The 17,627-nt window shown below is 74.7% G+C and carries 19 protein-coding genes; 5 read left to right on the top strand and 14 right to left on the bottom strand.

The features are described from left to right. Positions 1-23 precede the first annotated feature (23 nt). Both RHODO2019_RS16805 and RHODO2019_RS16800 read left to right on the top strand, forming a co-directional pair. Positions 24-659 (top strand): DUF6197 family protein, encoded by a 636-nt coding sequence (locus RHODO2019_RS16805; protein ID WP_265382852.1) that lies wholly within the window; start codon positions 24-26, stop codon positions 657-659. Positions 660-682: 23 nt separating this feature from the next. Continuing rightward, entirely contained in the window at positions 683-979 is a 297-nt protein-coding gene (locus RHODO2019_RS16800; RefSeq protein ID WP_265382851.1) for a putative quinol monooxygenase, read from the top strand. An 11-nt stretch (positions 980-990) separates the two neighbouring features. Here the strand turns inward: RHODO2019_RS16800 and RHODO2019_RS16795 are convergent, their stop codons facing one another. The 6 genes from RHODO2019_RS16795 to RHODO2019_RS16770 all read right to left on the bottom strand — a co-directional run bounded on the left by RHODO2019_RS16795 (position 991) and on the right by RHODO2019_RS16770 (position 6,124). Continuing rightward, positions 991-2,058: a DUF2855 family protein gene (locus RHODO2019_RS16795; RefSeq protein ID WP_265382850.1), complete on the bottom strand. Its 1,068-nt coding sequence runs from the start codon at positions 2,056-2,058 to the stop codon at positions 991-993. 42 nt (positions 2,059-2,100) lie between these two features. After that, positions 2,101-3,282, bottom strand: a complete 1,182-nt coding sequence (locus tag RHODO2019_RS16790; RefSeq protein WP_265382849.1) for an MFS transporter — start codon at positions 3,280-3,282, stop codon at positions 2,101-2,103. A 132-nt stretch (positions 3,283-3,414) separates the two neighbouring features. Then, on the bottom strand, positions 3,415-3,936 hold the full coding sequence (locus RHODO2019_RS16785; protein ID WP_265382848.1) for a gamma carbonic anhydrase family protein: 522 nt from the start codon (positions 3,934-3,936) through the stop codon (positions 3,415-3,417). 32 nt (positions 3,937-3,968) lie between these two features. Next, positions 3,969-4,706: a hypothetical protein gene (locus RHODO2019_RS16780; RefSeq protein WP_265382847.1), complete on the bottom strand. Its 738-nt coding sequence runs from the start codon at positions 4,704-4,706 to the stop codon at positions 3,969-3,971. 68 nt (positions 4,707-4,774) lie between these two features. Next, the gene (locus tag RHODO2019_RS16775) at positions 4,775-5,845 is read right to left on the bottom strand and encodes a fatty acid desaturase family protein (protein WP_265382846.1); all 1,071 of its coding nucleotides are present in this window, start codon (positions 5,843-5,845) and stop codon (positions 4,775-4,777) included. Positions 5,846-5,977: 132 nt separating this feature from the next. Further along, positions 5,978-6,124, bottom strand: a complete 147-nt coding sequence (locus tag RHODO2019_RS16770) for a hypothetical protein (protein ID WP_265382845.1) — start codon at positions 6,122-6,124, stop codon at positions 5,978-5,980. A gap of 488 nt (positions 6,125-6,612) precedes the next feature. Here RHODO2019_RS16770 and RHODO2019_RS19400 point away from each other — a divergent pair, with 488 nt between their 5' ends. Both RHODO2019_RS19400 and RHODO2019_RS16765 read left to right on the top strand, forming a co-directional pair. After that, positions 6,613-6,723: a VOC family protein gene (locus RHODO2019_RS19400; protein ID WP_354005548.1), complete on the top strand. Its 111-nt coding sequence runs from the start codon at positions 6,613-6,615 to the stop codon at positions 6,721-6,723. Further along, the gene (locus RHODO2019_RS16765) at positions 6,720-7,151 is read left to right on the top strand and encodes a DUF6992 family protein (protein WP_265382844.1); all 432 of its coding nucleotides are present in this window, start codon (positions 6,720-6,722) and stop codon (positions 7,149-7,151) included. Before RHODO2019_RS19400 ends, RHODO2019_RS16765 begins: the two co-directional genes overlap by 4 nt. A gap of 50 nt (positions 7,152-7,201) precedes the next feature. Here the strand turns inward: RHODO2019_RS16765 and RHODO2019_RS16760 are convergent, their stop codons facing one another. Continuing rightward, complete coding sequence (locus RHODO2019_RS16760) at positions 7,202-7,951, bottom strand: sulfite exporter TauE/SafE family protein (protein WP_265382843.1); 750 nt, start codon at positions 7,949-7,951, stop codon at positions 7,202-7,204. Next, positions 7,948-8,490, bottom strand: coding sequence for a hypothetical protein (locus tag RHODO2019_RS16755; RefSeq protein WP_265382842.1), 543 nt, complete (start codon positions 8,488-8,490; stop codon positions 7,948-7,950). The genes RHODO2019_RS16760 and RHODO2019_RS16755 overlap by 4 nt, the downstream gene beginning before the upstream one ends. A gap of 227 nt (positions 8,491-8,717) precedes the next feature. Between RHODO2019_RS16755 and RHODO2019_RS16750 the strand changes: the two genes are divergently transcribed. Then, positions 8,718-9,929, top strand: coding sequence for a L,D-transpeptidase (locus tag RHODO2019_RS16750; RefSeq protein ID WP_265382841.1), 1,212 nt, complete (start codon positions 8,718-8,720; stop codon positions 9,927-9,929). A gap of 37 nt (positions 9,930-9,966) precedes the next feature. On the opposite strand, the gene RHODO2019_RS16745 is transcribed toward RHODO2019_RS16750, so the two are convergent. From RHODO2019_RS16745 to RHODO2019_RS16720, 6 genes are all read right to left on the bottom strand, one after another. Next, positions 9,967-10,659 carry an SWIM zinc finger family protein gene (locus tag RHODO2019_RS16745; RefSeq protein ID WP_265382840.1) on the bottom strand — a complete coding sequence of 231 codons (693 nt, stop codon included), beginning with the start codon at positions 10,657-10,659 and terminating at the stop codon, positions 9,967-9,969. Between the two features lie 66 nt (positions 10,660-10,725). Then, complete coding sequence (locus tag RHODO2019_RS16740; protein WP_265382839.1) at positions 10,726-13,788, bottom strand: DEAD/DEAH box helicase; 3,063 nt, start codon at positions 13,786-13,788, stop codon at positions 10,726-10,728. A 199-nt stretch (positions 13,789-13,987) separates the two neighbouring features. Then, the gene (locus tag RHODO2019_RS16735) at positions 13,988-14,866 is read right to left on the bottom strand and encodes a metal ABC transporter permease (protein ID WP_265382838.1); all 879 of its coding nucleotides are present in this window, start codon (positions 14,864-14,866) and stop codon (positions 13,988-13,990) included. After that, positions 14,863-15,744 (bottom strand): metal ABC transporter permease, encoded by an 882-nt coding sequence (locus RHODO2019_RS16730; RefSeq protein ID WP_265382837.1) that lies wholly within the window; start codon positions 15,742-15,744, stop codon positions 14,863-14,865. Before RHODO2019_RS16730 ends, RHODO2019_RS16735 begins: the two co-directional genes overlap by 4 nt. Then, positions 15,741-16,580 carry a metal ABC transporter ATP-binding protein gene (locus RHODO2019_RS16725; RefSeq protein WP_265382836.1) on the bottom strand — a complete coding sequence of 280 codons (840 nt, stop codon included), beginning with the start codon at positions 16,578-16,580 and terminating at the stop codon, positions 15,741-15,743. The genes RHODO2019_RS16730 and RHODO2019_RS16725 overlap by 4 nt, the downstream gene beginning before the upstream one ends. A 47-nt stretch (positions 16,581-16,627) precedes the next feature. Continuing rightward, positions 16,628-17,545, bottom strand: a complete 918-nt coding sequence (locus RHODO2019_RS16720; RefSeq protein WP_265382835.1) for a metal ABC transporter solute-binding protein, Zn/Mn family — start codon at positions 17,543-17,545, stop codon at positions 16,628-16,630. Positions 17,546-17,627 lie beyond the last annotated feature (82 nt).

The raw sequence follows: 17,627 nt of genomic DNA, 5'->3' as shown, positions 1-17,627 counted from the left end.
GCGCCCTGTGGTGGACTCGTCCGGTGAGCCTGCGCACCCAGCCCGCCCGCGCGGCCGACCTCATCGAGAGCGTCGGCTGGGCCACCAACGCCGAGTGCAGCAGCCGGGGCGAGCTCTGCCTGACCGGGGCGCTGCGCCGGGTCACCGAGCACCCGGGTGACTGGCTCGTCGCCCGCGCGGTGTTCCAGCACCTGGGGCGGGCCGAGCGCTGGAACGACTCCCCGGGCGTGGACCTCGAGCTCGTGACGGCGACCCTGCGCGGCGTCGAGATCACCCCGCCCCTGCTGCACGACACCTACGGGCCGCAGTGGGCGGAGGTCGTCCACCTGGTGCGGGTGTGCGCCCAGCTCGACCCGGGCCAGCACGTGGCGCTGCGCCGGCCGTGGACGCAGCCGCGAGCTGATGCATCCGTGCACGCAGAGGAAAGCGCCCGTCACGCCGACCTGGTCGCCCAGCTGGCCGCGGCCAAGGCCTCGGTGTGGGACGCCACCCGGGCCGCCGGCGGCGCCGCCGTGGTGGACGTGTCCGCAGCGTCGGCCGGGACCACGGCGTGGGACGCGGTCACCGCGCTCGTCCTCGGGGACCTCCTGGACCCGGCCGACCGGGCCACCCTCGTCGAACCGTGGAACACGGCACTGGGCGCGGTGCACCACCTGTAGCGAGGGGCCCCTACGCTCGGGCCATGTCGCTGCGCCTGGTCGTCGTCATCACCACCCAGCCCGGCCGAGGCCAGGAGCAGGTCGAGGCCTTCGCGCGCCTGGCCCCGCTGGTGCGGGCCGAGGCCGGGTGCCTGCAGTACGACCTGCACTCCGTGGGCGGGGACCCCGACCGGTTCGTGCTCCTGGAGGAGTGGGCGAGCAGGGCCGAGCTCGACGCCCACGGCCGCTCCCCCCACATGGTCGAGGCCGGTGCGGCGAACGGCGGGCTCCGGGCGGGCCCCGCCCAGGTGATGGTCCTCAGCGCGACCCCGCTGGTGTAGACCCAGCAGGCCTAGAAGGTCAGCACGTGCCCCGTCCGCGGGGCGGCCCGTCCGGCGGCGACCTCGGCCCACACCTGCGCCAGCTCGGCCGGACCGTGCCCGGACACCACGTCCACCCACTCCCGTGCGCGCGGCACGAACCTCGACCAGGCGTCCCCGAGGCGCTGCTCGAACCCGGCCCGGCCCCACTCCACGGTGCGGTCCCGGATCACGTCCGGGGCGAAGAACTGCGTCGGCCGCGCCCCGTGGACCACCTCGGCCCGGCCGGTGTCCTGGTGGGTCACGCCGAGGATGAGGTCCAGCACGAGGTGCTCACGGAGGTGGTCGTGCAGGCGCTCGCGCAGCCCCTGGTCGCCCGCCGCGTCGACGTAGGCGGTGGGTTCGAGCGGGAGCCGGTCCACCTCATCGTAGGTCAGCACCTCGTCGTAGCAGCCGAGGGCCTCGACGAACGCCCGGTTGCCCACCGAGGTCAGCCCGACCACCCGCGCCGCACCGCCGTGCAGCAGGAACGCGGTGCCGTAGGCGGTCTTGCTCGACGCCGAGCTCAGCACCACCGTTCCCGCGCCCCGAGCACCACCCTCGGCGAGCTCCGCGGCCAGGGCGAACGAGGTGGTGAACAACGGCCGGTACAGCACCTGGAGGTCCTCCAGCGCGGCGTCGTAGGAGGGGTCGCCCGTGGTCAGGGCGTAGGCGTTGTACACCGCGGACAGCTCGCTGCGGTGCGGCGCGGCGTCGCGGAAGCCGTGCGGGCCCACCCGCTCCGGGCGCACGAGGAGGTGGCTGGAGGTGGGGAGGTAGCCGTAGACGCGCTGCCCCTCGGTGACGCCCTCCGCGCGGGAGGCCACCACGTCGGCGAAGCCCCACAGCGGCACCCGGCCCCAGCCGTCGGGGGCGGGGAAGAACCGCCAGTACCGCAGGGTGTCCCCGAGCACGGCGTAGGTGACGTTGTTCGCGGTGACGCCGGCCCGGCTCACGGCCAGCACCACCTCGCCGTCCCCCGGCTCCGGGAGCGCGGCCTCGCGCAGCTCGGTCGTCGTGATGTCCTCGGTGCTCACCAGCAGGTCCCAGGCCGCAGTCATCCCCAGACGGTAGGCCGCGGTGGTGGACGCGGCGCGAACGGGTCAGGCGGTCCGGGCCGTCCCGGGCTCGCGCGTGGATCCGGCCAGGACGAAGGCGACCGCGAGGGCCACGACGACCACGAGCAGCGCCCGCAGGATGTCGCTGGCCTGGGCGACGATCCCGATGAGCGGCGGGCCAGCCAGGAAGGCGGTGTAGCCGATCGAGGAGACCACCGCCACGCGGCTCGCGGCCCGGACCGGGTCGTCCGCGGCGGCGCTCATCCCCAGCGGGAAGCCGAGGGCCGCGCCGATCCCCCACAGCGCAGCACCGGCGAGCACCAGGACGACCGGCCCGCCGAACACCACCAGCAGCAGGCCGACCAGGGCGGTGGCCGCCCCGCCCCGCAGGGTCGGCACCCGGCCCCAGCGCTGCAGGGCGGGACCACCGGTGAGCCGCCCGATGGTCATCGCCGCGACGAAAACCCCGTAGCCCACGGCGCCCAGGGACTCCGTCGCCCCGTGACCGTCGACCAGCGCGAGGGCGATCCAGTCGTTGGCCACGCCCTCGGTGAGCGCGAAGGCCAGCACAAACAGCCCGATGAGCACCGTCCGACGGTCACGCCAGGCATCGCGGGCCCGGGGTCGGCCGGTCTCCACCTCGCCGGGGGCCACCGGCAGGAACCGACGCACCGCCACCAGGACGGCGACGACCACCACCGCGGCGGTGACGACCAGCTGTGCAGCCACCGGGACGTCCAGGGCGGCAGCGGCCGCCCCGATCCCCGCGCCGGCGACCGTGCCGAGGCTGAACCCGGCGTGGAAGCGCGGCATCACCGGCCGGCCCAGGCGCCGCTCGACGTCCGCGGCCTCGACGTTCATCGCCACGTCCCACGGTGAGCTCCCCGCCCCGAAGGCGAACAGGAACACCCCGGCCACCACGGGCGAGCCCAGGGCCAGGCCGAGCGAGAGCCCGGCGAGGCCGACGGCCACCACCACCGCCCCGGTGAGCACCGCGCGCCCGGGTCCGAGCCGGGTGACGAGGGGCCCGGAGAGCACGAGCGCCGAGACGGCCCCGGCCGACAGGCACAGCAGCAGCAGACCGACCTCGGCGGTGGAGAGCTCGAGCTGGTCGCGCACGGCCGGGACCCGGGACAGCCACGATGAGATGGCGAGCCCGTTCACCGCGAACGCGACCGCCACCGCGACCTTGGCCCGCTGCACCCCGAGCTCGCTGACCACGACCACGGCACTGCCTCCGGTTCCCGCGCTGCATCGATCAAGCCCACAGACCTGGACGACCGTAACCGTTCGGGCGCGGCTCAGACCTCGCGCACGCCGCGGGCGTGACTCAGACCTCGCGCACGCCGCGGGCGTGACTCAGACCTCGCGCACGCCGCGGGCGTGACGGACAGCCAGGTCGCGGTAGGCCTGCGGGTTGTTCTCCACCCACCACCGCGCCCCGACGGTCAACGGGCCCCGCACCACGGCAGGCGTGCCCGCGGCCACGGTCTCCGGCGGCACCACCGTTCCCGGGGTGACAGTGCTCCCCGCCGCGACCAGGGCGCGGGCACCGACCACGGCCCCGTCCTGCACCACCGAACCGTTGCCGACGAGGGCCTCCGGGCCGATGGTGCAGCCGTGCACCACGCACAGGTGGCCGACCGTGGCGCCCGCACCGATGGTCGTGACCGGGTCGTCCCCGCCGTGCAGCACGGAGCCGTCCTGCACGTTCGCACCGTCCTCCACCACGATGCGCCCGAAGTCCCCGCGCAGCACGGCGCCGTACCAGACCGAGGCGTGCGCGCCGACGACGACGTCGCCCACGAGCGTGGCGGTCGGGGCGATCCACGCGTCGGGGTGCACCTGCGGGGAACGGCCCTCGAAGCTGAACAACGGCATGACGGGAAACCTACGGTGCTGTGTCGACCGGGCTACCCGAGCCCCCGGGGCGGGGCGTGCCCTGCGCGGCTCGACACCTGGTCGATGGAGGCCAGGTCCAGCTCGTCCGCGCGGGACGAGAGCTCGGCACCGACCACCTCGGACACCAGCCGACCCAGCTCGTCGCCCGCCACGCCGGCAGCCCCCGCGGCCACGGCGAACGCCTCGGCCCGCGTGCGCAGCGAGGCCACCAGGTCCGCGACGTCGACGTGGATCCGTCCGTGCACCAGCACCGTGCCCAGCGGGTCCTGACCCTCGACGAGCTCCTGCACCGCAACCCCCTGGTGGGCAGCGTCGGGCACCAGCTGCGCCCACGTGCACCGGGCGGCGGCACACGCATCGGCGGCCTGCTCCCACCCGCGGACGGCCGCCCACCGGGTCGACTCCGGCAGGGCCGCGACGTCGGCGGCGAGCCGGTCGTGCACCAGCACCAGCCACCGCAGGTAGCGCTGCCACTCGTGGGCGGTCGCGACCAGCCAGTGCGGACCGTCGGCGTCGGCGGGCACGCCGCTGACCGCCTCGGCGTGCTGGCCCGCCCGCAGGCTGAGCTCGGCCTGGTCCCGCACCGCCTCGATCGCGTCCAGCACCACCACCACCCCCGGGACGCCGTCCCGCCGTGCGTCCGCGAGGACCCGGAGGGCGGCGTGGGAGGCGGACCCGGGGACGGCCAGGCCGTCGAGGAGGGTCTCCGCCTCCACCACCCGGGCACGCACGGCGTCGTCGACGATCACGGTTCCCCCTCGATCCGATCCGGAGCAGGACGCCCGGCCGCTGGCAGTGCCACCGTCGGGACGGGCACTCAGGCGCGGTAGCGCTGCACCAGCGGGCAGGTGAACGGATCGCGCTCGGCCAGCCCGACCCGGTTGAGGTAGCGCACGACGATGCCGTAGGACCGCACGAGGCTCGTCTCGGTGTACGCGACCCCGTGGGTGCGGCAGTGCTCGCGGACCATCGGCTGGGCCAGCTTGAGGTTCGGCCGCGGCATGGACGGGAACAGGTGGTGCTCGATCTGGTAGTTGAGCCCGCCCATCATGTAGTCGGTGACCGGACCACCGCGGATGTTGCGGCTCATCAGCACCTGCCGGCGCAGGAAGTCGACCTTCATGCTCGCCGGCACCAGGGGCATGCCCTTGTGGTTGGGCGCGAAGGAACCGCCGAGCAGCACCCCGAACACCGCGAGCTGGACACCGACGAACGCCGCGGCCTTGCCGGGGGGCAGGATCACGAACAGGACGGCGACGTAGGTCGACAGCCGGATCGCGATGAACGTCAACTCGGTGCGGCGGTGCGGGATCGTCTTCTGCTGGAGCAGGGTCTGCACGCTGGCGACGTGCAGGGCCAGACCCTCCAGGGTCAGCAGCGGGAAGAAGGCCCAGCCCTGCCGCGCCGTCAGCCACGCGGCGAGCCCGGTGCGCTCGGCGGCGATCGCCGGGGTGAACGCGAGCGTGCCGGGCGCGATGTCGGGGTCCTTGCCCTCCTGGTTGGGGGCGTTGTGGTGCTTGTTGTGCTTCCCGGTCCACCACCCGTAGCTGAGCCCCGCGAACAGCCCGGAGAGCACCCTGGAGGTCCAGGCGTTCCAGCGGTGCGAGGCGAACACCTGGCGGTGGGCCGTGTCGTGGCCCAGGAACCCGAGCTGGGTGCTGACCACGGCCAGCACGGCGGCCAGCCCCAGCTGCCACCACGAGTCGCCCAGGAGGACCACGCCCACCCAGACGCCGGCGAACGCGACGAGGGTGGCAACGATGAGCGTCCAGTAGTACGCGTACCGACGACGCAGCAGACCGGCGTCCCTGACCTGCTGGGACAGTGCTGCGTAGACGCTGGTGTGCCGCTCTCGCGCGGACCGGGTTGCTGCGGCGGGTGCGGTCATCAGGTGCGGGGCCCTCGGTCGGAGACGGGTCGTATCCGCACGGTGGGGACACCGGACGTCGATCACGCACGGCCCCGGGGACTCGGGAGCCTGTCCGGAACGACGCTACGCGAGAAGGGTCCTGCTCGCGGGTCAGCGCCCGGCGGGACGCTTCCCGGCAACCTTGGCCGCGACGACGTCGCCCGCGGCACCCTTGGTGCTGGGCTGCGAGGCGTTCGACTTGAGCTTCTCCGTCTTGGGCTTCTTCGCCTCGCGGCCACCCTTGTTCTTGCCGGCCATGGGAGCTCCTCCGGCGCCGGCCTGCGGCGCACGCTGAGACGAACGTGGTCCGGGCTGGGTTCCGCCGCGGGTGGAGCGCCGACGCTACGCCCTCCGGTGCCCGCGCCCCGGGCGACGTCGCGTGCGCGGGCTGCGCACGGGGGATGCGCGCGGGGGTCGTCAGAAGTAGTCGACCAGCGACGCTGAGGGTCCGGCCGTGGCTGCGCCGAGCAGGGCGCACTCGGCAGCGGTGCCCCCGGTGAGCCGAAGAGCTGGTGCTGCTCGCGGTCCACCGCCTTGGCCACGAGGCGCCCGTCGTCGAAGGTCCCCCAGCTCCGGCGCCCGGGGCGGTCGCCGCTGTACCCCGTGGGTGGGGCCGCGTCGGTGCCCCCGAAGGCGAGGCGGCTGAGCTGCCAGGCGGCGTCGGTGTCGGCCGGGGTGAGCAGTCGGGCCTCCACGGGTCCATCCTCGCGGGCTCGTCCACCGAGCTCCTCTGCCATCGTGGACGCATGCCGATGCTCTCGTTGACGACCTTGCTGGTGCACTCCTACGACGCCGCGATCGCCTTCTACGTCGACGCCGTGGGCTTCGAGCTCGCGGAGGACACCGACCTGACGTGACCCCCGCTCCCGTCGTCGCCGCCCAGCTCACCCGCCGGCTCACCGTGCTCGGCGCCACCAGCACGCTGGTGGGTCTCGGCCTGACCGCCGCTCCGTCGGCGCGCGCGTTCGGGCTCCAGACGGCGGCGTGGGGCGTGGTGGACCTCGCCATCGCCGGGGTGGGCGCCGCCCGCAGCTCCACCCCACCGACGGCGCGGCGGCTGCGCACCGTCCTGCTGGTCAACGCCGCGCTGGACGTCGGCTACCTGGCCGTCGGGACGCAGCTTGCCGTGCGGCGGCCCGGGTTCGGCGGACGGCTCGGGCCGGCGGCGGCCCGCGGGCACGGCACGGCGGTGGTGGTGCAGGGCCTCGCGCTGCTCGTGCTGGACCTCGCGCACGCGCGCCGGATCAGCCCGGCCGCTCCGGCGGCAGGTGAGCCACGTCGTTGACCGCACCAGGACGGGCCGCCGGGACGGGACCACGGTCGTCGGGCTCGCCGCTACGCCGTCACCCACAGCTGCACGGCGAGGCCGAGCCCGGCCACGGCGACCACGATGCGCAGCGGGGTCTCCGGGATCCGCCGGGCCGCGGCCGGACCGAGGGAGCCACCCAGCAGGCAGCCCAGCGCCAGCGGCGCGGCCGCGGTCCACTGCACGTCGGCCAGCAGGGCGAACCCGATCGCAGCCACCCCGTTGGCCATCCACAGCAGGATGTTCTTCAGCGCGTTCGCCCGGACCAGGGTCTCCTCGGTCGCCACGAGAAGCAGGGCCAGCAGCATCACCCCGGCCGCCGCGCCGAAGTAGCCGCCGTACACCCCGATGACGTAGGTGCCCGCCGGGACCAGCCACCGGCCGCCGTCCCCCACGGTCTCCCGGCGCAGCCGCCGCACCCGGGGCTGGGCCAGCAGCAGCAGCGACGCCAGCCCGACGAGGAACGGCACGATCCGCTCGAACGCACCGGCCGGGGTCACCAGCAGCAGGGCCGCACCCGTGATCCCACCGGCCACGGCGAACCCGGCGAGCCGGCGCACCGTCGACGCCTGGCCGCGCAGCTCGGTGCGCGAGCTCAGGGCGGAGCCGGCGCCGCTGGCCACGAGGGCGACGGTGTTCGTCACGTTCGCCGTGACAGGGGGCAGCCCGACGGCGAGCAGGGCGGGGTAGGACACCAGCGAGGCCAGCCCCGCCGTGGAGCCGATGGCCCCAGCACCGACCCCCGCCGCGAGCAGCAGGAACACGTCGGCGGTGCTCACGCGTCGGCCGGGGCTCCCTCTGCTGCGCCGACCACCTCCAGCACGGTCCGCAGGTTGCGCTGGGTGCGCCGGCGCGCCGTCCAGGCCAGGGCCACCAGCCCCGCGATGAGCACGGGGATGACGTAGTTCCGGACGTCCCCGCTCACCACGGCACCCACGAGCTGGACGACGGCGAGGACCGCCAGCACCCCCAGCGCGAGGAGGTCGTCGATGCGCCGACGGGTGCGGTAGGTGGCCCACTGGCGGGCGGCGGGCCACCACGCGTCGTCGACCGGGACACGTCCGCGCTCCACGTCGTGGGTCAGCCGCCACGCCGTGGTCGGGTCGTCGATCCCGGTGACGCGGGCGCGGGTCTTGCGCGCGCCGAGCTCGGCCGTGCCCAGGAGCAGGGCGAACACCGCCACGGCGGCGCCGGCCAGGATCGCGAGGGTGCCGGGGGAGGCCTGCGAAGTCACGGCAGCGACGACGGTGATGACCAGCGCGCCCAGCACCGCGGTCACCGCGAGGCGCGCCCAGCGGCGTTCGACGAGGGAGCTCACGCCGTCCGACGCTATCCCCCCGGCTGGTCGGCCGTCGGCCGGCGAGACGGGGAACGGCTGCGCCACGGCCGGCCGGCCGACCATAATGGTCGTGGCACGCGGTTGGGGGACCTGCTGCACGTCCGATCCAACCTCTCGCCCTCGCCGTGCGTCTCACCACCAGGACGACGTGGTGCCAGGCCCTCCGGCCGCTGCACCGCCCCGCGACGCGCGAAGGACCAGCAGAGATGACGACCACCCCGCCAGTGCTCACCCGACGAGCGGCCCTCGGCCTGCTGGCCGCGGTCGCCACGGGCTGCACGGCCGGCCCGTCGGCACTGAGCGGCGGTACGGGGCCCGCCGCGACCACGGCACCACCGACGACGCCCCCGCCCAAGCCGGTGGTCACCGTCGCCTACGCCCCCACCACCGACGCGACCGGGGTCTCGCCCGTCGCACCGGTCACCGTGACCACCACCCGCGGCACCATCACCGCGCTCACCCTGACGAATCCCGACGGCAAGGCGGTGGCTGGCGCCCTCGCCCCGGGGGGCGCGTCCTGGTCGACGACGGAGGTGCTGGGCTACGGCAAGACCTACACGTGGAGCGGGACCGCCGTCGGCAGCGACGGCCTCACCGCACCCGTCAGCGGGTCGTTCGCGACGCTCGATCCGTCCACCACCGGGGCGGTCCTGAACCCGCTGGTGAAAGAGGGTGCGACCGTCGGGATCGCGATGCCCGTGATGCTGCAGTTCGACGGCAAGGTCTCCGACAAGGCCGCCGCGGAGAAGGCGCTCACCGTCACCACCAGCCCCGAGACCGTCGGCTCGTGGGCCTGGCTCCCGGACAGCAACGGCGGCGCCCGGGCCCACTGGCGCGCCAAGAGCTACTTCGCGGCCGGCACCACCGTGACGGTGACGGGGGCCTTCTACGGCCTCGACCTGGGCGGTGGTCGCTACGGCGCCAGCGACGTCAGCTCCACCTTCACCGTCGGCCGCAACCAGGTGGTCAAGGCCGACACCACGAGCCACACGATCGTCATCGAGCGGGACGGCTCCCCGGTGTCCAGCTACCCGGTGAGCTACGGCAAGGCCGACCTGCCCCGCAACGTCACGCGCTCGGGCATCCACGTCGTCAACGCCATGGACGAGATGGTGCTCATGACCAACATCCCCGGCGGGTACGAGAACGTCGAGGAGCACTGGGCCGTCCGGATCAGCAACAACGGCGAGTTCATCCACGCCAACCCGAGCACCGTCGGTGTGCAGGGTTCCTCGAACGTCTCCAACGGCTGCGTCAACATGTCGAGCTCCGACGCCCAGCAGTACTTCGGCACGGCGATGATCGGGGACCCGGTGGAGGTCACGGGCACCACCATCGACCTCTCGGCGGCCGACGGTGACATCTACGACTGGGCGCTCTCCTGGGCGACCTGGACGTCGATGTCCGCCCTCGCCTGAACGGCCGTCACGCGTCGACCGCACGCGGCGCGGACGCTCAGCGCAACCGTCCGTAGGCCTCCCGCAGCCAGGCCACGGCGTCCTCGGCCGACCCGCTGCCCCCGCCGGCCGACCGCAGAGCCGCGCGCAGCAGCTCGGCGTCCAGGTCCTCCAGCGCGGGCCGGTGCTCCACCCGCGGCTGAGCGAGTGGACCGCGCGGGGCGAAGTAGTCGGCGAGGTGGTCGCTCAGCGCCTCCTCCGGCTCAGCCGCCGACCGGAGACCGAGCAGCGGCTGCACGTCGACGCCGCGCAGGGCCAGCAGCGTCTGCGGCTGCGCGTCGATGCCCTCCACCAGCACGTGCACCAGCGCCGCTGCGTGCTTGCACGGCCACCCCCAGTCCGGGCAGGTGCACTCGAAGTCGAGCTCGTCGGCGAAGCGCGGGAACAGCCCGTGCTCGGGCTCGCCCAGCACGGACGGCAGCTCCCCGGCCACCATCGCCGCCACCAGCTCCGGCTCGCGCTCGAGCAGCGCGAGCACGGCCGCCGCATCGGTGTCGAGCAACGGTGCGAGCAGGAACGACGCCGAGTACGGCCGCACCTCGGAGCCCTGCACCTGCCCGCTGACCCGTCCGGGCTCGACGCTCATGCTCAGCACGCTGCCGGTGCGCGCCAGGGTCCGCCCCCGCTGCAGCCGCCCCTCGTCGATGAGCTCCTCCACGGCGTCCGACAGCCGCTGCCCCCACCACGTCACGTCCCCCACCCCACCCACCCGGTCACGTCCCCCACCCCACCCACCCGGTCACGTCCCACCCCGCGCTCACTCGCCCACCGCGTCCGCGCCCAGCGTCAACAGCTCGCGCAGGTCGTCGGTGCCGAGCTCGGTCACCCAGCCCTCGCCGGAGCCCACCGCCAGGTCGGCCAGCTCGCGCTTGCTGCTGATGAGGTTGTCGATGCGCTCCTCCACCGTGCCCACGCACACCAGCTTGCGGACGGCCACGTCCTTGCGCTGACCGATCCGGAACGCGCGGTCGGTCGCCTGGTTCTCCACGGCCGGGTTCCACCAGCGGTCCAGGTGGACGACGTGGTTGGCCGCCGTCAGGTTCAGCCCCGTGCCGCCGGCCTTGAGGGACAGCAGCATCAGCGGCGGCCCGTCGTCGCCGGCGGCCGAACCGGTGCCCTGGAACCGCTCGACCATCGCATCGCGCCGCCCCTTGGACACCCCCCCGTGCAGGAACGGCACCTCCACGCCGAAGCGCTCCGCGAACCACGGACCGACGAGGTCACCGAACTGGCGGAACTGGGTGAACAGCAGCGCCTTCTCCCCGTCGGCGAGCACGGAGGTCAGCACGTCCTCCACCAGGTCGAGCTTGCCGGAGCGGTGCGCACCCCGGCGGAGCACGGCCGAGCCGTCGGCCAGGAAGTGCGCGGGGTGGTTGCACACCTGCTTGAGCCGGGTCAGCGTGGTGAGCACCAGGGCTCGGCGGGCCATCTCCTGTCCCTGCTCCCTGGCCTCGGCGATCTTGGCCAGCATCTCGTCGACGACGGCCTTGTACAGCGCGGCCTGCTCGGCGGTGAGGTTGGCCAGCACCGTCATCTCGTTCTTGGCGGGCAGGTCGGTGATGACGGTGGGGTCGGTCTTGAGCCGGCGCAGCAGGAACGGACGGGTGGCGGTGCGCAGCCGCGTGACGGCACCCTCGTCGTGCTCACGCTCGATGGGCACCGCGAACCGGGCCCGGAAGCTCTGCGCCGACCCGAGCATCCCCGGGTTGACGAAGTCGAGCACGGCACGAAGCTCCTCGAGCCGGTTCTCCACCGGGGTGCCGGTCAGCGCCACCCGGTGCCGCGCCCGCATCGCCCGGACGGCCCGGGCCTGGGTGGTGGCGGCGTTCTTCACGTGCTGTGCCTCGTCCAGGGCAACCCGGTCCCAGCCGACCAGGGCCAGGGAGTCCTTGTCGCGCGCGAGGGTCTGGTAGGTGGTCAGCACCAGGTCGTGCGCGGGCGCCGCAGCCGCGAGCGCCTCGCCCGCGAGCCGGCCCACCCCGTGGTGGACGAGCACCCGCAGGTCGGGGGCGAACTGCGCAGCCTCGCGCTGCCAGTTACCCACAACGCTCATCGGGCAGACCAGCAGGGTCGGCCCCGGCGCGGCCGCGTCACGGCGCTCGTGCAGCAGCAGGGCCAGCAGCTGGACGGTCTTGCCCAGACCCATGTCGTCGGCCAGCACCACTCCGAGGCCCAGGCGGCTCATGAACGCCAGCCAGTCGAGCCCGCGCTGCTGGTAGGGCCGCAGCAGCGCGCGCAGGCCGGGCGGGGAGCCCACGGTGGTCAGGGTGGAGCCGGGCTGGGCGGCGAGCAGGTCACCGAGCCAGCCGGTGGCCTCCACCTCCTGCACGGGCACGGGAGGGACGTCGGTGCTGGTCAGCTCGCTGAGCACCTGACCGAGGGTGGCTCCGCGAGCGCTGTGACCGGCCACGTACCGGGCGGCCCGGCCCACCGCGGCCCCGTCCAGGCGCACCCACTGCCCGCGCAGCCGCACCAGCTCGGCCTTGGACGTCGCCAGCGCCGCGAGCTCCTTCGGGGTCAGCACCACCTCGCCCAGGGCCAGTCGCCACTCGTAGTCCACCAGCTGGGCCATGCCCACCGACCCCGAGGTGACCGCCGCCGCGGCCGCGGGCGAGCTAACCTTCAGCGCCACCGACGGGTCCAGCCGCGTCCAGGCGCGCGGCAGCAGCACCTCGATGCCCGCCGCCCGCAGCTGCTGCGCGCCCCGCGTGACGAGGTCCACCGTGTCGGCCGTGCTCAGCGCGACGACGTGCTCGCGGACGTCGGGGGTGATCCGCCGCAGCCGCGGCCACGCCGTCATGGCCCGTCCCAGCGCGGTCAGGGCGAGACCCGCCGTCTCGGGGGAGCGGGGCAGCGAGCGCACGGGCACCGGGGCCGAGTCCTCCGTGCGCAGGCAGGTCTCCAGGATCCAGGTGGAGTCGGGCGCCACGGGCTCCGCGACAGGGTCGCCCTCGACGGGCTCAGCGACAGGGTCGCCCTCGACGGGCTCCAGCAGCCGGAACAGCACCTCCGGCGCGCCCAGCGAGGAGCTCGACGCCCACTCCGCCAGGCTCGTGCGCAGCCTCGTGGTGCTGGCCCCGAACGCCTCCAGCGGGTCCCCCGTCTCCAGCGAGCGCACCAGCGGGTGGAAGGCGCCGCGGGCCTGGGACTCGCTGAGCCGGAGGGTCCCGCGGACCACCGCGTCGGTGAGCTCGTCGAGCAGGTCGTCCACGATCTCGGCAGCGGGGACCGCACCGCCCTGCACCACCTCGGCGCGGAGCACGGGCGGCAGGGCGGCGGCCAGCTGGGTGCGCCAGGTGCGCACCGGCCCGTCGTCGACCAGGACCCACCGGGCCCAGTGCTCGTCGTCGATGCCGCGCACGGAGGGCACCACGCGCCCCGAGTAGACCCAGCGGGCGACGCCGGAGGCCACCTCGCCGAGGAACAGCAGCTCCGGCGAGAGCACCCACCCCTGCTCGCTGGTGCTGTGCAGGTGCGCCACCTCGTGCAGCAGCTCGGCCGCCGCGGGTGGGGCGAGCGCGGTGGCCGGCACGCGCCAGGACCGGAGCTCGGTGGCCCCGGTGGTGACGGGCACCCCTCCCGCGCTGGGCAGCAGCAGCTCGGGCCGCCGCCGCAGGGCCGACGGGGTCAGCGCGCTCTCCAGCCGTCCCTCCCAGCGGCGCGGGGGCCCGGGCAGCGTCGCCGGGTCCGCCACCGCGTCCGGGTGCAGACCCGCTGCCCCGGCCCCGGCCCCGGCCCCGGCCCCGGCCCGCTCGAACCACAGCAGCAGGCCGGTGCCACGGGACCACAGCCCGTGCACCGTCACCACCCCGTCGCTCACGGGCGCGAGCCTGCCAGAGCCCCCCGACGCGACCGGTCAGCCCGTGTTCGCGCGGAGGAGCTGCGGCGGCAGGTCGCGGGTGAGCGCGGTGCCGGCGCCGTGGACGAGCTGGTGGAGGGCGTGCCCGCTGAACGGCGCCGCGGCGCCCGCACGGCGTGGACCTGGCCGCCCCCGGTGGCCGGCGATCACCCGCCCGGCATCAGCTGCCCGCGTGGACCACCTGCGGCGAGCGCCCCACCCGACGCCGCACCCGCCCGGCCAGCGGGGAGAGCCCGTACGCCAGCGCGGCCACGGCCAGGATCCCGAAGCTCGGCGGCACCTGGGGCAGCACGTAGCTGGCCAGCAGCCCGAGCACCATCGACGCCACGCTGATCCCCGTGGCCAGGACCATCCCGACGTACGGCCGGTCGGTCAGCCTTCGGGCGGCCCCCGCCGGCGCGGCCAGCAGCCCCAGCAGCAGCAGCGCCCCCACGGCCTGCGTCGCCTGCGCCGCCGTCGCCCCGACCACAGCCAGGAAGACCAGCCCCAGCGCGCGCACCGGCACCCCGCGCGCGGCGGCCACGGCCTCGTCCAGGCTCGCGAACAGCAGCGGCCGGGCCAGCACGGCGAGCAGCAGGACCAGCCCCGCCGACACCCCGGCCGCCGTCCACGCCGCGCTCGCGCTGAGCCCGAAGATCGAGCCGAACAGCACGCTGATCCCGGCCGAGCCCGCCGTGGTGCCGGCCGCGCTCGCCGTGTACACCGAGAGCGCGAGCACCCCGAGGCCCAGCACCCAGGCGAACACGGTGCCGATGACGACGTCGTCGGCCCGGCCGCGGCCGCCCAGCAGCCCCAGCCCCACCCCGACCACGACGGTGCACACGAGCAGGCCGAGCTGCGGGCTGACGCCCAGCGCCAGCGAGCCCAGCGCCCCGGTGAACGCCACGTGGCTCAGTGCGTCCCCGGTGAACACCTGGCTGCGCAGCACCATGAACCAGCCGACGAAGCCCGAGAGCGCGGCCACCGGGATGCCAGCCAGCAGCGCGTGCCGCATGAACGCCATGTCCAGCAGGTCGGCCAGGGGCGGTCCGCCGCTCACGCGAGCACCCGCACGAGACGCCGGCCGAGCACGGCCGCCACGTAGATGACGAACGCGGCCGAGGTGAGGAAGAAGCCGATGGGGTAGTCCACGTAGTAGGCCACCAGCAGCGACGCCCAGGTCAGCCCCACCCCCAGCAGCACGGTCAGCGCCACCGAGAGCGCGGGCCGGGCGGTGAGCACCTGCGCGGTGGCGGCCGGCACCACGAGCAGGGCGAAGACGAGCAGGCTGCCGGTGATCTGGCTCGCGGCCGCGGCGGCCACCCCCAGCAGCACCAGGAACCCCGTCGACAGCGCGCGCACGGGCACGCCCCGGGCGGCGGCCACGGCCGGGTCCACGGAGGCGAACAGCAGCGGGCGGGCGAGCACCGCGAGCACCGCGAGCACCGCCACGGCCGCGACCACCAGGGTCAGCACCTCGTCGGTGGTGATGCCGAGGAAGGAGCCGAACAGCAGCGCCGTCACCCCGTTGACGTTGCGGCCGTAGAGGGTGACGAAGAGGAAGCCCGCGGCCAGGGCCAGCGCCTGCACGGTCCCGGTGACCGCGGCCTCCTCGCTGTAGCCACGGCCCGAGGCGACCGGGGCGAGCCCGATGACCAGGGCCGCGACCACCGCGAACACGAACACCCCGGACACCGCGCTCGCGCCCACCAGCACGGCACCCGCGGCGCCGGGGAAGCTGACCACCGCCAGGGTGTGCCCGGCGAAGCTCTGCCGGCGCAGCACCATGAACCACCCGACGCACCCGGCGAGCACGGCGACCACGGCCCCGGCGCGGAACGCGTTGACCATGAACGGGAACTGCAGCGCCTGGCGCACCAGCTCGACCACGTTCCAGCTGAGCCGCGGGTCCGCGGCCTGGGCGAGCAACGGGCTCACGGGTGGCGCTCGGAGTGCGTGTGCGGCGCCTCCGGCTGACCGACCACCACGAGCCGGCCGTCGGAGGTGGTCAGCACCTCCACCGGGGTGCCGTAGAGCCGGGTGAGCGTCTCGGAGGTGATCACCTCGCGCGGGGTGCCCGTCGCCGCCCCGCCCTGGGCCAGGTACACCACCGTGTCGAGGTAGCCGAGGATCGGGTTCACGTCGTGGGCGACCATCAGCACGGTCACGCCGTCGGTGGCGCAGATCCGGGAGATCAGCGCGGCCACGGCGGCCTGGTTGGGCAGGTCCAGGCTGTCCAGCGGCTCGTCGAGCAGCAGCAGCCGGGGCCGCGACGCCAGGGCCTGGGCGATGAGCAGGCGCTGCTGCTCGCCGCCGGAGAGCTCCCCGATGGGACGGTGCGCGTACGCGGTGGCACCGACGAGCTCGACCACCTCGCGCACCCGGGCCTGCGCCGCCCGGGCCCGGGCGCTGAACCGGCCGGCCAGCGGCAGCGGCACCCCCCAGCGCGTGCCGTCCAGGCCCAGGCGGACCACGTCGACCCCGCGCACCCGCAGCTGGGCGTCGAAGCTGCGCCGCTGGGGCAGGTAGCCCACCTCGGGGTTGCCGGTGCCCACGGGCCGGCCCAGCACCCGGGCCTCGCCCTGGGCCAGCGGCAGCAGCCCCAGCAGCGCCTTGACCATGGTGGACTTGCCGACCCCGTTGGGCCCGAGCACCGCCACGAACTCCCCGGCGCCGACGGTGAGGTCGACCCCGCTCCACAGCGTCCGACCCCCCACGCTCACCGCCGCCCCCGACAGCTCCACCACCGGGACGGGGAGGGCGGTGGCGGTCACCGGTGCAGTCTCCCGCACCGGCGCCCCGTGGGTGGGGGCGGCCGGTGTCACGCCGCGGCCTGGGCCAGTGCCGCCTCCAGCGCGGTGAGCTGAGCGGTCTGCCAGTCCTCCCAGCTCGCGGTGGCCGGGGTCATCGTCTCGGTGATGGTGCTGACGGGGATGCCCCTGGCCTTCGCCGCGTCGACCTGGGCCTGCACGTCGGGGGTCGCGTTCTGGGAGTTGTAGACGTAGACCTTGATCGCGCCGGTGCTGATCTGGGTGTCGATGGTGGACTTGTCCGCGGCGGTGGGCTCGGTGCCCTCGCTGATCGCGGTGAGGAAGTCCGGCGGGGTGAGCACGTCCAGGCCCAGCGCCGGCGCGAACATCGACACGATGCTCTCCGACGCCCCGATCGGGGTGCCGCTGTACTTCGCCCTGATGTCGGCGATCACGGCGTCGTAGTCCTTCAGCGCGGTGCCGGTGAAGGCGGCCTTCTGCTGGTCGTAGTACCCGCTGTTGGCCGGGTCCTTGGCCTGGTAGTCGGCGGTGATGGCGTCGACGACCTTGCTGACGTCGGCCGGGTTGTACCAGCGGTGCGGGTTGTCGCCCTCCTTCGCGCCCACCAGGTCCCCCACGGAGAGGTCGGTGCGCGTGCCGGAGGGGTTGGCGGCGGCGAGGTCGCCGGCCCAGACGTCGTAGCCGACACCGTTGACGATGGTCATGTCCGCCGTGGCCACCGTTCGGCCGTCGGAGGCGGTGGCCTCGTAGTCGTGGGGGTCTGCGTCCGGCGAGCTGATGATGCTGGTGACGTCGACCTTGTCGCCCCCCAGCTGGGCGGCGATGCTGCCCCAGAAGTTCTCCGCGGCGACGACCCGCAGAGGCCCGTCGCCGGCTGCCGCCGGGCTGGAGGAGGCCGTGCTGCAGCCGGCGAGGACGAGGGCCGCGGTGGCAGCGAGGGCGGGCAGTGCGAGGGTGGCGCGGCGCATCGTGGGAGCTCCTGGCGTGGTCGACGGAACAGGTCTTGTTGACGACGATAACCACTACGGGGGAGGCCGAAAAGTCGTCGAC

Source organism: Rhodococcus antarcticus, assembly GCF_026153295.1.
GTDB classification, from domain to species: Bacteria; Actinomycetota; Actinomycetes; order Mycobacteriales; family Mycobacteriaceae; genus Rhodococcus_D; species Rhodococcus_D antarcticus.
This window is presented reverse-complemented; position numbering and strand designations above follow the sequence as displayed.

Bases quoted from the DNA above. Each gene is read 5' to 3' on its own strand.
- RHODO2019_RS16800 (WP_265382851.1), top strand. From the start codon at position 683: ATGTCGCTGCGCCTGGTCGTCGTCATCACCACCCAGCCCGGCCGAGGC.
- RHODO2019_RS16795 (WP_265382850.1), bottom strand. From the start codon at position 2,058: ATGACTGCGGCCTGGGACCTGCTGGTGAGCACCGAGGACATCACGACG.
- RHODO2019_RS16785 (WP_265382848.1), bottom strand. From the start codon at position 3,936: ATGCCGTTGTTCAGCTTCGAGGGCCGTTCCCCGCAGGTGCACCCCGAC.
- RHODO2019_RS16775 (WP_265382846.1), bottom strand. From the start codon at position 5,845: ATGACCGCACCCGCCGCAGCAACCCGGTCCGCGCGAGAGCGGCACACC.
- RHODO2019_RS16770 (WP_265382845.1), bottom strand. From the start codon at position 6,124: ATGGCCGGCAAGAACAAGGGTGGCCGCGAGGCGAAGAAGCCCAAGACG.
- RHODO2019_RS19400 (WP_354005548.1), top strand. From the start codon at position 6,613: ATGCCGATGCTCTCGTTGACGACCTTGCTGGTGCACTCCTACGACGCC.
- RHODO2019_RS16750 (WP_265382841.1), top strand. From the start codon at position 8,718: ATGACGACCACCCCGCCAGTGCTCACCCGACGAGCGGCCCTCGGCCTG.
- RHODO2019_RS16720 (WP_265382835.1), bottom strand. From the start codon at position 17,545: ATGCGCCGCGCCACCCTCGCACTGCCCGCCCTCGCTGCCACCGCGGCC.